This is a genomic window from Streptococcus pseudopneumoniae, from assembly GCF_001072925.1.
GTDB classification, from domain to species: Bacteria; Bacillota; Bacilli; order Lactobacillales; family Streptococcaceae; genus Streptococcus; species Streptococcus pseudopneumoniae_Q.
This window is the reverse complement of sequence record NZ_JVHE01000110.1, coordinates 25018-37438: the sequence shown is the minus strand read 5'-3', so window position 1 is coordinate 37438 and position 12421 is coordinate 25018. Positions and strand designations below refer to the sequence as shown.

13 protein-coding genes, 1 tRNA gene, 1 pseudogene and 1 CRISPR repeat array are annotated in these 12421 nt (G+C 34.9%); of the genes and pseudogenes, 2 read left to right on the top strand and 13 right to left on the bottom strand.

Going from position 1 to position 12421, the window contains the following annotated elements:
- Nucleotides 1-27: 27 nt before the first annotated feature.
- Nucleotides 28-525: a CRISPR direct-repeat array (repeat unit 36 nt; unit sequence GTTGTACAGTTACTTAAATCTTGAGAGTACAAAAAC).
- Nucleotides 526-595: 70 nt separating this feature from the next.
- From csn2-St to ADH81_RS08450, 10 genes are all read right to left on the bottom strand, one after another.
- Nucleotides 596-1639, bottom strand: a complete 1044-nt coding sequence (csn2-St, locus tag ADH81_RS08495) for a CRISPR-associated protein Csn2-St (RefSeq protein WP_049528208.1) — start codon at nt 1637-1639, stop codon at nt 596-598.
- Nucleotides 1636-1959, bottom strand: coding sequence for a CRISPR-associated endonuclease Cas2 (gene cas2, locus ADH81_RS08490; protein ID WP_049528207.1), 324 nt, complete (start codon nt 1957-1959; stop codon nt 1636-1638). The genes csn2-St and cas2 overlap by 4 nt, the downstream gene beginning before the upstream one ends.
- A 4-nt stretch (nt 1960-1963) precedes the next feature.
- Nucleotides 1964-2872, bottom strand: a complete 909-nt coding sequence (gene cas1, locus ADH81_RS08485) for a type II CRISPR-associated endonuclease Cas1 (protein ID WP_049528205.1) — start codon at nt 2870-2872, stop codon at nt 1964-1966.
- 175 nt (nt 2873-3047) lie between these two features.
- Entirely contained in the window at nt 3048-6437 is a 3390-nt protein-coding gene (gene cas9 / locus ADH81_RS08480) for a type II CRISPR RNA-guided endonuclease Cas9 (protein ID WP_049528203.1), read from the bottom strand.
- Nucleotides 6438-6843: 406 nt separating this feature from the next.
- Nucleotides 6844-6915 (bottom strand) — tRNA-Arg (locus ADH81_RS08475).
- 42 nt (nt 6916-6957) lie between these two features.
- The gene (gene rplS / locus ADH81_RS08470; RefSeq protein ID WP_001068670.1) at nt 6958-7305 is read right to left on the bottom strand and encodes a 50S ribosomal protein L19; all 348 of its coding nucleotides are present in this window, start codon (nt 7303-7305) and stop codon (nt 6958-6960) included.
- 118 nt (nt 7306-7423) lie between these two features.
- Nucleotides 7424-7753, bottom strand: a complete 330-nt coding sequence (crcB, locus tag ADH81_RS08465; RefSeq protein ID WP_049528200.1) for a fluoride efflux transporter CrcB — start codon at nt 7751-7753, stop codon at nt 7424-7426.
- Nucleotides 7747-8121: a fluoride efflux transporter CrcB gene (gene crcB, locus ADH81_RS08460; protein ID WP_049528198.1), complete on the bottom strand. Its 375-nt coding sequence runs from the start codon at nt 8119-8121 to the stop codon at nt 7747-7749. Before crcB (ADH81_RS08460) ends, crcB (ADH81_RS08465) begins: the two co-directional genes overlap by 7 nt.
- The gene (locus ADH81_RS08455; protein WP_049528196.1) at nt 8118-8384 is read right to left on the bottom strand and encodes a chorismate mutase; all 267 of its coding nucleotides are present in this window, start codon (nt 8382-8384) and stop codon (nt 8118-8120) included. Before ADH81_RS08455 ends, crcB (ADH81_RS08460) begins: the two co-directional genes overlap by 4 nt.
- A gap of 116 nt (nt 8385-8500) precedes the next feature.
- The gene (locus tag ADH81_RS08450) at nt 8501-8944 is read right to left on the bottom strand and encodes a flavodoxin (protein ID WP_001162134.1); all 444 of its coding nucleotides are present in this window, start codon (nt 8942-8944) and stop codon (nt 8501-8503) included.
- A 103-nt stretch (nt 8945-9047) separates the two neighbouring features.
- Between ADH81_RS08450 and ADH81_RS08445 the strand changes: the two genes are divergently transcribed.
- Nucleotides 9048-9983, top strand: a complete 936-nt coding sequence (locus tag ADH81_RS08445) for a DHH family phosphoesterase (RefSeq protein ID WP_049528194.1) — start codon at nt 9048-9050, stop codon at nt 9981-9983.
- Nucleotides 9984-10079: 96 nt separating this feature from the next.
- The gene (locus ADH81_RS08440; RefSeq protein WP_000710764.1) at nt 10080-10322 is read left to right on the top strand and encodes a type B 50S ribosomal protein L31; all 243 of its coding nucleotides are present in this window, start codon (nt 10080-10082) and stop codon (nt 10320-10322) included.
- Nucleotides 10323-10366: 44 nt separating this feature from the next.
- Here the strand turns inward: ADH81_RS08440 and ADH81_RS08435 are convergent.
- The 3 genes and pseudogenes from ADH81_RS08435 to ADH81_RS08425 all read right to left on the bottom strand — a co-directional run bounded on the left by ADH81_RS08435 (nt 10367) and on the right by ADH81_RS08425 (nt 12248).
- A pseudogene (locus tag ADH81_RS08435) lies at nt 10367-10686 on the bottom strand (heavy metal-binding domain-containing protein).
- 343 nt (nt 10687-11029) lie between these two features.
- Nucleotides 11030-11305: an HU family DNA-binding protein gene (locus tag ADH81_RS08430; protein ID WP_001284633.1), complete on the bottom strand. Its 276-nt coding sequence runs from the start codon at nt 11303-11305 to the stop codon at nt 11030-11032.
- Between the two features lie 106 nt (nt 11306-11411).
- Nucleotides 11412-12248, bottom strand: a complete 837-nt coding sequence (locus ADH81_RS08425) for a DegV family protein (RefSeq protein ID WP_049528190.1) — start codon at nt 12246-12248, stop codon at nt 11412-11414.
- Nucleotides 12249-12421 lie beyond the last annotated feature (173 nt).

Below are 12421 nucleotides of genomic sequence, written 5' to 3'. Positions count from 1 at the left end.
GATTAGTGACTCCATTGCTCCCGCAGCGTTGTACAGTTACTTAAATCTTGAGAGTACAAAAACCTGTTCAAGAGAAGCGAACCTTTAACGATGGTTGTACAGTTACTTAAATCTTGAGAGTACAAAAACTCATGCTCGCATTCAGCATTTCCATCAACAGTTGTACAGTTACTTAAATCTTGAGAGTACAAAAACAATAAATCAAACTTTATACCTCCAATTCGGGTTGTACAGTTACTTAAATCTTGAGAGTACAAAAACGCCATTTGCTCTATTGCTCTGGATAACCCAGTTGTACAGTTACTTAAATCTTGAGAGTACAAAAACTTAGTCGTTTAAAACCTATTTTAGAAGATAGTTGTACAGTTACTTAAATCTTGAGAGTACAAAAACACTGTACAGGTTGGAAAGTGGAAAAAGATTGTTGTACAGTTACTTAAATCTTGAGAGTACAAAAACTGGTCAGCTATCATACTAAAAATAGTATCGGTTGTACAGTTACTTAAATCTTGAGAGTACAAAAACCTCAAATTCGTCAATTTTGTTTTTTGTCCCCTCAAAGATATTATAAATTCTTAAATCCTACTCGTCAATACTATTCTTCCAAATATTTCAATAACATAGGATTGATTGATCCAATAGAGAATTTTGTTTTCATTTCATACTGATACAAATTATTTAAAATCTTTAATACTACTTGATCCTCGATGGACAAACTCATGTGAAGAATGTCTGCACTAAATAAATAGGAACCAATCTTTCTTAAAGAGTTTAAAAATTCTTTCTCATCAGGTATTTGATTTATTGGGTATTGATTGCTAAATCGTTCGTACATAAATGCTAAAGAATAAAAATGATCAACGTAATCAGAAACGATATTAATCTCCTCCATTACTTCTTTAGTGACATGAAGATAACCTTCATTTGAAGGAAACGAAATAATATAAAGCAAGTTGCTATGATTTGTTAAAAGTTCCATCTTTTCGCAACACTCAACAAATTCCTTGTAAGATAGATAATCATCTAAATTTCGTAAGACAAGTAAGATCTTTTCAGAACTATTCGTAACTACAACTTCTAACATGGAAAGAAATAATAAAAACTTTTTCTTATTGTCTACAAATTCAAAGGATATATTTTTATCATTTTGTCCAAAATAGGGCAAAAAATTTTTTTGAATCAATTGATCTGTATTAAAATATTTCGCTTCTGTATGATAATTAATTTCATCTAGTTGAAGATTCAAATTTTGATTTAATAGCAATGAAATCCTATCGAGATTATCATTGATATTTTCAATTTGCTCTATCATCTCCACTGTATTAATCTTATTCTTTATATAATCATAAGCTATCGTTCCTTTCTTATACTCCATTTGTTCAATTAGATCGTTAATGTTCGATAGTTGAATCACTCTGAATTCCGAACGTGAAACCACCATATAGTCTATTAAGATTTTAGGTTCATTTTGTTCAAATAGGACTAAATCTTCCTCACTATATTTTTTACCTCCAAAATACCATAATAGGATCTGCCAAATATAGTACTTTACTTGCTGATCTTGACCTACGATTTGAGTAAATTGACCAAAACTTAATGAAATATTATCCTTGTATGGATGACTGACGTTCATTTTCATATAACTACCAACTTATGATCACTGACTACTTCTTCTTGCTTTGTTTTTCCACCAATGATTAAAACCATTTCAGAAAATTGTTTCTCTGTAACTGAAAGTAAACGGACATTCCCACTTGGTAAATTACTCTGACTTAATTTTTTATAGAATTTACTAGCAAAACTTCGATTCGGACAGGTTCTATAATAAACAGAAAACTGTAACATCTCAAAACCATTGGCAATTAAATCTTTCCGAAAATTGCGATAAACTCTTTTGTCTTGATTTGTTTCCATTGGTAGATCAAAAAAACACAATAATCTCAATGCTTCGTACCTCATTTCTTTAACTCCATTCTATGCTCGATACCACAGGACAGTAAAATTTACTCGTATCCTTATCAGAAATACATTTTAGAAAACCTTTGACATATTTATCCATTGCTACTGTTACCGAACACGTTTCTTTCCCATAACGAATCTTTGCATTCAGTGTATCCGTCAACGCTAAGCGGAATTCATATTTCAAATATTCTTCATCTCGTAAATTTTGGTAGACCCAAACATCGACAATCTGCCGAAAAGGTTCCATTAAGTCATCAACCAGATTAAATTGGTTATATTCATTCTTATGAAAAATTCCGATTAAGGGATTCAAACCGTAACCTGCAATTATCCGTGCCATCTGAGCTCTCATAATCGCGTAGCCGTAATTTAGTCCTGCATTGATGACATCTGCTTCCTGTTGAGTAAGGCGTACAAATTTCTTTCCAAAGAGTTCATTAAAATAAACTTTGGCAGCATGTCCTTCACGATTGGTTTTATCTCCATATTCAATATGTTCTTTATAGTCCGCTAATAATTGGATACAATCAAGGTTTTTCTCAAACATTGCGAGAACATCTTGCTGATTATTTATTTTGAAATAGGTTACTATCTGCCATAATTTGTCTTTTTGTTCTTGCGTCCACAATAATTGCTCTTGTAATTTTTTATAAGCTCTGAAATGACCATTTTGTGAATGGTAAATCCCTGTAGGTAAGTGCTCATTATCACAGACAATCAAGGCAATATTATACTTACTTAAAGCACTTAATAACCTCAGAGTTACAACAGTCTCCCCTCCTTCCGCTACGATTATCGAAATATCACTCAGTGGGATCACATAGTCTTGACCCATTTTCTTAATTAAAATATTATCCAACTTTAATTGCATTTTTTCACTCTGACAAACATGTACAATTCTCCAAGTCATAATCCTGTCCTCTTTACAAAACGAAAACACCCCGCCATAATTGACAGGGTGTTGAATTCGGCATGAAGCCTTATCTTTGTAGCTTCTGCAAGATTTAAGTAACTGTGTAAGGCGTCCCTTACAGTTACTATTATAATACATTGTAAAAGCATTTGCAACTCTATTTTGAAACTTTTTAAAATTTGAGTTTTGGTTTATCACCCTCTTTTTTAATGAAATATTTATTACCTAAAACATCTGTTTTAATTTTATATATAGAAATATTAGGTTTATTTAATCCTTTCAAACACTGCCCTCCCTTCGCAACATTTCCAAAGATTGTTATCAATGGCTGGTTACCATCAAATTTGGCTTTATTATAAGGTTTTAGTTCTACATAATGTTTCACATTTGGCATTGTTCTAGATAAGAATCTAAAAATCTGTTTCTCGTTATTTTTCGTATCCTTAATTAAAAGCAAGTCATTTTTATATAAGGTGAATTTGAATTCTGACTGCTCGCCCACTCCTTCTTTTTCTTTAATTTCATTATATTTATCAATAGTTATAGAATAAGTCCCAGTCTTCTTTTCAAATTGTAAATCTGCATATTTTAATCCAAGCAACTCATACTTCTCCGTCTGATGATTAAAATAGACATCTGTTCTCCAAGGATTTAATTGACGTAGGATTACTTTATTTTTACTATTAGAAGGAGTTATGTTAATAAATGATTCAGGAATATTTTTATCATAGTATTTCAGACTTTTAATTTCTGGACCATTGCCTTTTTTACTGTACTTACGGATAGGTCCATTTTCTTGTCTATATTTCTCAAAAGGATTACAAGGAACCTCTTTATTCTTATCATTAAATTCTTTAGAAGGATAGGTTCTTAAAATCTCTTCAATTACCTTCTCAAATGTTTGTGAATCTTTGTGATACATCAAGAATTTACTCTTATCTTTATTGTAAATTTTAATGAAAGCATCATAACCTGCTTGGCTATAAATATCTTTAATCTTACTTAAAACATACGTTTCTTTAGATTTATCTTTATCCAATTTTGCTTTTCTTGTTGCGTAAATGGTAGCGTCTGAAATTTTTCGATTATATTTTGAATCTACTTGATAAGAAAATAAAATGCTATCCTCAAATGTCTTGCTACGCAATGTATCAACGAAATGGTCATATGGCGCTTTAAATACTAATTCTTTATATTCATCGTCATTTAATGAAAGAATTTCTCCAGTTTCTGAATCAACGAATTGTCCTTCTTTATAAAAAATCAGAGGATTATTCTGTTTCTTCCATAATCTTAATTGGCTAGAAGCAGCAATAATTAAGGCATCAACAGCATGATGGTGATAAGTCTCACGAGATTTTTCAAGCCCCCACTTTCTTCTTAGCTGAGAAGTGAACTGCCCACGTACCACAGAAATTGTTGTATCGAAATGATGATTTTTATAAAAATCTTGTAGAGCATTTAAAACAACTCGAGAAGAATACCGAGTATCCACTAAATTTCGTTCGATAAACTTCTGTTTAACCTCTATCTTACTAATATCTTCTTCCGTTAATAGATAATCTTTCTTTTTATTACCTAATAATTTAGAATCTTTTACATATGATTTAAACTCACGATAAGACCAAGCATCATCCATACGATCTAAAGCCTGAAATGGTGTACGTTGCCCTTTTTCTTGGTTTGCCGTAGCAAGTACTAATACCTTATTAGATAAACTATCATCAAAAGATAAAGATAGAGGCAGAATATGATCAATTTCGTACTTGTATTGATTTTGAATCAAATCTGAAATTGGGATATTCTTTCCAGTGTAAAGACACTTTTCTCCTTGTTGATGCCATAAACGAATCTTAGTGGCTAATTCCTTATGTCCATGAAAAATACTATCCGGTAACTCTTTTTTCCCATTGTATTGGAAAGCCGCTTTTTCCATGGCAGCATTTTTTTCATCTAGGTTTGCTTTTTGACGTTTGATATAATCTTTCTTAGCATCTTCTTCGTTAGTTTCACGCGCCATTTCGATAACGATATGATCAAAGATTCCATACTGTTTAGTCGCTTCGTTGATTATCTTTATGGCTTGTCTGACAGATTTTGCTACTACAGGGTTATAAATTTCCTCTGTTATTTCTTTCTCATCAATATACTTGGTTCGTTTTGAGATCTCTTTAGATTTTTGTTTCCCTAGTCGAGTAAGAATTGTCATTTGCTCTTCTGAAGTTGCATAGAGTTCTGGAATCAACTCCATCATAAGTTTTAGAGAAAAATTATGCCAACCCTTACTGAATAAATTGCTATTATTTTTTCTAAATTGAACCAATTCAAGAACTTGATCTTGATTAAATGTACCCTTTAACTTCGTGTTGATAGCTTCTTCTATACCTTCTCGCTCTGTATTTAAAGTTAGAATATGAGCAAGCTCATCTAGAACTTCTCTAGGCATTTCATTAACATTAAAAGTCTCTAAAGATTGCATTTTCCGATAGACATCAAAGGTGTGCATTTCAGGTTTTTTATTTACGTCAACTCGATAACCATGTATCTGATCTGCCGAAGCATCAATTAGCTTAGCAATATACTTCAATAGGGTTGAAGCTCCTAATGTTCTAGCCGTCTTTGCATATTCGACAATTGTCTTCTTTTGTTCCTCACTCAGTTTCTTGGTTTCTGTTGGAACAGTTAAATTATTTAAATCATTTAATAAGTTGAATTCTTGTGCAGTATAGGAAGCTTTTGAAGCACGATATTCCTCAGGATAAAAGGTACATTTACCAATTAAAACACTAAAAATATTATCTAATGTTATGTACTTACCTTCAGAATCTTTCTTAGTAGTATACCTTCCATAGTCAGTCCGTGATTTTTTATTTCCTGGCCCATGGTAGTATTTTCTTTTACCTGTAAGGATTGTCAAATAATCCTCTATAAAGTCATCAGTAATCTTATTATTGAATTCTTGTTGTTTTCTAAGAATTCTTTCAGCTTCTTTTCTATAAGCAGATGTTGAAAAAACATTGATCAATCTGCGTTTTTCACCATTTTCTTCAACAGTAAAATCTCCTCTAACCTGACCATATTTTTCGAATCGTTCTAGTTGAATTTGACCTGGTGTCTGTTCCGAAAGTAATTTTCTATTTTCTTCAACTGCCTTCCCGTAATCAGACGATACTGTACCACCATCCTCAGAAGCATCATCTAAGTAGCTAATTCCCCTTCTCTTAATAATATTCTTGAGGGCGATAAATAACTCTTCGGTTGTCAGCTGTATATTCATTCCTTCTACACGAAGTTTATAAGGATTTAAATTAATAGAAACCTTGGAAAAATCAGTTAACAAACCATAGTCTTCAAATAAATCATGAAGACGAACAGCACGATGTCTTTTTCGACGAGTTAATCGTCTAGCTTGTCTACTGCCCCTTCTCACAACATTATTATCAGCAGTTGCAGCTGGAAAAAGACGAGCATTCGAATGGATAATCTCTCCACTATCTTTTTTTAGAATACCCGCTCCAACTGACGCAATACCAATATCTAATCCTAAAACTAAACCATTCATCATTACACTCCTAAGAAATTGTTATATTAATCAAATTTTACTCTTTCCTTCCTAAAAAATCAAATCATTATCTGCAATTATCGATAATATTTTTCTTTAGTAAACTTATATTCAAATCCGTCTCAACATCATCATTCACTATATACAAAAAAGCGTGAAATCACGCTTCTTATCTAACTATTTGGATTGCTTAATTTTATAAAAATCAAGAGTTTAAACACCCTATGTCAAGCGATTTACTTTCAATTCAAAAATCCTCAATTATGAAAACATGAACGTCACTATTGAAGTCTATGCTCACCAATTGAAAGAGTTGGAAGAGGCAAGTAACTGAGAAGTCAGAGAGATATTTGCAATTTTAGGCGCGACTTTGGGGCGAAACAGCTCAAACCCCTAGTAAATTATATGCCCCCTGCAGGAATCGAACCTGCAACTACTCCTTAGGAGGGAGTTGTTATATCCATTGAACTAAGGGAGCTAGAGAAAAACTCTGCCGAATGAGCAGAGTTTTTTGGTCGAATTAACGACGGATTTCTTTGATACGAGCTGCTTTACCTTGAAGAGCACGCAAGTAGTACAATTTCGCACGACGTACTTTACCGTAACGAACAACTTCGATCTTTTCAACACGTGGAGTGTGGATTGGGAAGATACGTTCAACACCTACACCGTTAGAGATTTTACGAACTGTGTAGTTTTCTGAGATGCCAGCACCTTTACGTGCAATAACGACACCTTCAAAGATCTGAACACGTTCACGGTTACCTTCGACAACTTTCGCGTGTACACGAACAGTGTCACCAGGACGGAATGATGGGATATCAGTACGAAGTTGACCTTCTGTCAAGCTTTGGATTAATGGATTCATTTTATTCTCCTATCTTTGTCAATCTTGAGGAAGCTTCCTCAGCGGATAAACTGTATTTTTGTGCGTCCATTACACACAAGATACAGTTTACCAAATTTCTTAAAAAAAGTAAAGAAATTTACAGTAAAATTCCTAAAAAAATAGCAAGCAAACCACCTAAGTAGGTCAAGAGAAAATATCTGTAAAAGACCTTCTTATCAGCTAAGAGTTTTTGGAGTTCATCATTCAAGGTTGAAAAAGTGGTTAGACCTCCACAAAATCCTGTGGCAAGGATAAGATAGACTTCTTTAGACTCCACATGATTGTAAAATAAGCCAATCAAAAAACAGCCCAGTAGATTAGCTATGAGAGTTCCTAGAGGCAGTACTGAACCCTGATTATAACGTGAAAAGAAATAACGCACGAGGGCACCTAGTCCACAAGCAAGCGCTAGATATAATACTACCATTTCTTCCTCCCTAAACAATAAGCCAATAAAAGTCCACCACCAATGCTCAGAACTAGATAGATTACTAGACTTAGGTAAGAACCTGTATCCAGCAATTTCACGCCATCTAACATGAGGCTTGAAAAAGTCGTTAAACCTCCACAGAAGCCAGTTCCAAGCGCTAAAATGACACCTTTACTGCTTCCCTTATAAACCAAATAACCTTTGACAAGATAGACTAAGCAGAAAATTCCTAGATAGTTAGCAAAGAGAGTTCCCCATGGAAAATCTGGACTAGCTGGCAACCATCTCGAAATCTGATATCGGACAAGTCCTCCTAGCATGGCAGCTAGAAAGATTCCTAATGGATAAAATTGTTCTTTTTTCATTTGATGTTTTTATCCTGATAATCGCGCGAACGTTTGAGAATATCAGAAAAAGTCTCAACGATTGTCTCTTCGTATTTTTTATTGCTGACGTGATTTCTGACTTTTTCAAAGATAACTTCTTCTCTTTTAGTATCTAGAATAGCTTTTCCTGAAGCTTTTTTATAAGCCACTACACTCTCAACTAGATGCATTCTTTCTTCTAAGAGTTTTACAATTTGGTCATCAATTTGATCGATTTCTTGTCTAATAATATCTAAATCCATAGAGTCTCCTTCATTATTTGAATGATTGTATCAAAAAGCTTCTAAATGGGCTAGTTCATCCCTAGGGACGACTAACAAAAACTGCACTGACAACTTTCATCAGTGCAACTTCATGCTTATCCTACTTTAGCAGCCAATTCTTCTGCAAATTGTTCCAAGCGTTCGATATCTTCTTCTTCTGCAGAGAGATCCACTTTGACACACTCTGATCCCTTTTCAGCTCCTGTTGCCACAAATACACGATCAAAGTCATCAACAGCCTTACAGAACTCATCGTAGAAAGTATCGCCTGATCCTACCACACCGTAGATTTTGCCACTCAAGTTAAGATCTGCTAGGTCTTCGTAGAAGTCCATCATCTCATCTGGTAACTCTCCATCACCGTAAGTGTAGGTTGCAACGATTGCGATATCTGCTTCAAGAAAGTCAGATGCGTCAACAGTTGTACACTCATCAACATCCACCTCTAAGCCCAACTCACGCAATTTATCTGCTACAATATCTGCAATTTCTTCGGTATTACCGGTCATACTGGCAAATACAATTTTTGCTAATGCCATATCGTCCTCCTCAATTTATCTTTCTCCATTATATCACATCTTTTTCATTTTAAAAATAAAAACTCTTGTGCTACAATGAAATAAGAAAGAATTGAGGTCACTTATGGAAATTTGCCATCAAATTTTAGAAAAAATTAAAGCATACGATACCATCATCATTCACCGTCACATGAAACCAGATCCTGATGCCTTAGGAAGTCAGGTTGGACTCAAAGCACTTCTGGAACATCATTTCCCAGAAAAAAAAATCAAGGTAGTCGGTTATGATGAACCTACTCTAACATGGCTTACAAAGATGGATCAGGTAGAAGACAAAGATTATCAAGGCGCGCTTGCTATCATTTGTGATACAGCCAATACGGCTCGCATTGATGATAAGCGTTACCAACATGCTGAAACTGTTATCAAGATTGACCACCATCCAAATGATGAAGTATACGGAGATCTTGTTTGGGTAGATACCAACTCGAGCAGTGCCAGTGAGATGATTGTTCTCTTTGCTGAAGCAACTAATCTTGAATTATCTGACTATGCAGCTAAAATGCTATGCGCTGGAATTATTGGCGATACCGGCCGTTTCCTTTATCCGTCTACTTCTGCTCGTACCCTTCGAATTGCTAGTAAACTAAGAAAACATAACTTTGACTATGCTGAATTAGCACGTAAAATGGACACCATGAGCTTTAAAATTGCTAAACTTCAAGGTTATGTCTATGATCACTTAGAAGTTGATGAAAACGGTGTTGCGCGTGTCATTTTGACTCAAGAAATTCTAAAAACATATCAAGTAACAGACGCAGAAACAGCAGCCATTGTTGGCGCTCCAGGACGTATTGATACTGTTAACCTTTGGGGAATATTTGTGGAACAAGCAGATGGCCACTATCGCGTTCGACTTCGCAGTAAATTCGTTCCAATCAATGGTGTTGCAAAAGAACATGATGGTGGAGGTCACCCACTTGCAAGTGGTGCTAACTCCTATAGCCTAGAGGAAAATGAAGTCATCTACCAAAAATTAAAAAACTTACTGAAAAAATAGATAAAAAGCTTGCCAAACTTAGCATAATCTGTTAGACTAGTATGGTAACAATCTATGGCTCGCAAAGAGACCATGGCAGAAAGGAAATATTGCAAAATGAAAAAAGATATCCATCCAGAATATCGCCCAGTTGTCTTCATGGACACAACTACTGGTTACCAATTCCTTAGCGGTTCAACAAAACGCTCTAACGAAACTGTTGAGTTCGAAGGTGAAACTTACCCATTGATCCGTGTGGAAATTTCATCAGACTCACACCCATTCTACACTGGACGTCAAAAGTTCACTCAAGCAGATGGACGCGTGGATCGTTTCAACAAAAAATACGGTCTCAAATAATCATAAAAAGAACAGCTCTAGCTGTTCTTTTTTGTTTCTTCAAATCAGGAGTCAACGACTACTGCTATTCCACTACAAGTGACCATCAGCATACCATTTTCAGCACCTAAAGTTTCATAGTCCATTTTTATACCTATAATAGCATTTGCTCCACGTTCACTTGCACGCTCCATCATTTCTGCTATAGCTTCTTCTCTTGCTTGAGTCAATTCACCTTCATAACTACTCGCTCGACTTCCAAAAACATTACGGAAGCCAGCAGCCATATCTTTGAACATATTAACTCCAGCAACTACTTCACCAAAGACAATTCCTTTGTAGGCTAGTTTTTTTTCCCTTCAATTCCCGTAGTTGAAATAATCATCTTCCTTTCCTCCTAACTTCTTTTATATAATTGTAAACCCTTTCACTAACTCTGTCAAGAAATACTATAAGGGGCTCAATACTTGAAAGGAAACTCTTCTCACCATCCTTGTTTGCTATCCATTTAGTGCCAATTGTATGGATGGTGGCCTAAATCTTTTCTTTGCAAGTCTAACTTGAGATAGCTTTCTCAGCTTCATCAATCTTACCAATGGGTATAGCTTAGAATTCATAACTGGCATAAAAGAGACTGTTCTCTCCTGCCCCCTTTTTGCCCCAAAACTACAAAAAAAGCCTATCGACCAAGCTAGAAAGCTTGATACAATGGGCTTTTTCTAAATTCATTATTTAACAGCGTCTTTAAGAGCTTTACCAGCTTTGAATGCTGGAACTTTTGAAGCTGCGATAGTGATTTCTTTACCAGTTTGTGGGTTGCGACCTTTACGTGCTGCACGCTCACGAACTTCGAAATTACCAAAACCAATCAATTGAACTTTTTCACCAGCTGCAAGGTAATCAGCTACTGCTGCAAATACAGCATCAACTGCTGCTGCTGAGTCTTTCTTTGTCAATTCTGTAGCTTCTGCTACTTTAGCGATCAAATCTTGTTTGTTTGCCATGTTAATAATTCCTCCAAATATTTTCTAATTAACAATTACAATCATATCCTAAATTCTCTTGTAGGTCAAGTCAAAAACGCTATTTCTTGCTATTTTCTTTATTTTTTTAGGACTCATATCTGACTAAAATAGCCCAAGCATTTTCACCTGTATGGGTCTGAATAATCGAACCTGTTTCAAGTACAGAGATTGGTTTTTCAACGAATGGTTGTAGGATTTCTTTCATCTCTTCTGCCCAGTCCCTAGTTCCAGAATAGGAAATACCAATCTCAGAAACAGAACGCTCTGACAGTTTTGAAACCAGTTCATCCAACCACTTCTTAAAGGTCTTAGCCCCACGTCCTTTAACAATTGGTTGCAATTCGTCATCCTTCATCTGCATGACTACTCGGATATTTAATAGAGAGCTTAAAAGACCTGTCACTCGGCCAATACGACCACCTTTAACAAGGTTTTCTAAGGTAGAAACACCGATGTAGAGCTCTGTATTTTTCTTGACTTCTTCAACATGAGCCACAATTGTTTCTATGTTTTGTCCTTCTTGAGCTAACTTAGCTGCTTCAACCACTTGAAATTTTAGGGCTTGATCTGTAAAAGAACTATCCAATACGGTCACATTAGCCGTTGACAAACTTGCACCCTGACGAGCTGCTTCGACAGTTCCTGATAAGGCATGAGACATATGAATGGCTAAAATTTGACTACCGTCTTTACTTAACTCATCAAAAATCTCAGCAAAGAGTCCAACTGGAGGTTGACTTGTTTTAGGCAGATTTTTACTCTCTTTCATCAAGCGAAGAAATTCCCCTTCTTCAAGATCAGCATCCGAATAAAGAACACTATCAATCATTACAGAGAGCGGAACGACGGTAATATTTAATTCTTTGACCACTTCTGGTTCAATGGTAACAGAAGAATCTGTTACGATTTTTACTTGTGTCATAATTCAAATCTTTCTATTTTCACTTTTTGAGTGAGTTTTTTCAATTTAACTATAACAATTATATCAAAAAAATGCTAAAAATTCATACTGTATCTATTCATTTTTATGATGGAATTTATAGATTTTTAAATCTTTCATTTTATAAAAATAGTCGCCTGCTAAGACGACTATTT

What these genes read in the sequence shown, in the direction of transcription:
- csn2-St (WP_049528208.1), bottom strand. Translation starts at nt 1,639, where the DNA reads ATGAAAATGAACGTCAGTCATCCATACAAGGATAATATTTCATTAAGT.
- cas2 (WP_049528207.1), bottom strand. Translation starts at nt 1,959, where the DNA reads ATGAGGTACGAAGCATTGAGATTATTGTGTTTTTTTGATCTACCAATG.
- cas1 (WP_049528205.1), bottom strand. Translation starts at nt 2,872, where the DNA reads ATGACTTGGAGAATTGTACATGTTTGTCAGAGTGAAAAAATGCAATTA.
- cas9 (WP_049528203.1), bottom strand. Translation starts at nt 6,437, where the DNA reads ATGAATGGTTTAGTTTTAGGATTAGATATTGGTATTGCGTCAGTTGGA.
- rplS (WP_001068670.1), bottom strand. Translation starts at nt 7,305, where the DNA reads ATGAATCCATTAATCCAAAGCTTGACAGAAGGTCAACTTCGTACTGAT.
- crcB (WP_049528200.1), bottom strand. Translation starts at nt 7,753, where the DNA reads ATGGTAGTATTATATCTAGCGCTTGCTTGTGGACTAGGTGCCCTCGTG.
- crcB (WP_049528198.1), bottom strand. Translation starts at nt 8,121, where the DNA reads ATGAAAAAAGAACAATTTTATCCATTAGGAATCTTTCTAGCTGCCATG.
- ADH81_RS08455 (WP_049528196.1), bottom strand. Translation starts at nt 8,384, where the DNA reads ATGGATTTAGATATTATTAGACAAGAAATCGATCAAATTGATGACCAA.
- ADH81_RS08450 (WP_001162134.1), bottom strand. Translation starts at nt 8,944, where the DNA reads ATGGCATTAGCAAAAATTGTATTTGCCAGTATGACCGGTAATACCGAA.
- ADH81_RS08445 (WP_049528194.1), top strand. Translation starts at nt 9,048, where the DNA reads ATGGAAATTTGCCATCAAATTTTAGAAAAAATTAAAGCATACGATACC.
- ADH81_RS08440 (WP_000710764.1), top strand. Translation starts at nt 10,080, where the DNA reads ATGAAAAAAGATATCCATCCAGAATATCGCCCAGTTGTCTTCATGGAC.
- ADH81_RS08430 (WP_001284633.1), bottom strand. Translation starts at nt 11,305, where the DNA reads ATGGCAAACAAACAAGATTTGATCGCTAAAGTAGCAGAAGCTACAGAA.
- ADH81_RS08425 (WP_049528190.1), bottom strand. Translation starts at nt 12,248, where the DNA reads ATGACACAAGTAAAAATCGTAACAGATTCTTCTGTTACCATTGAACCA.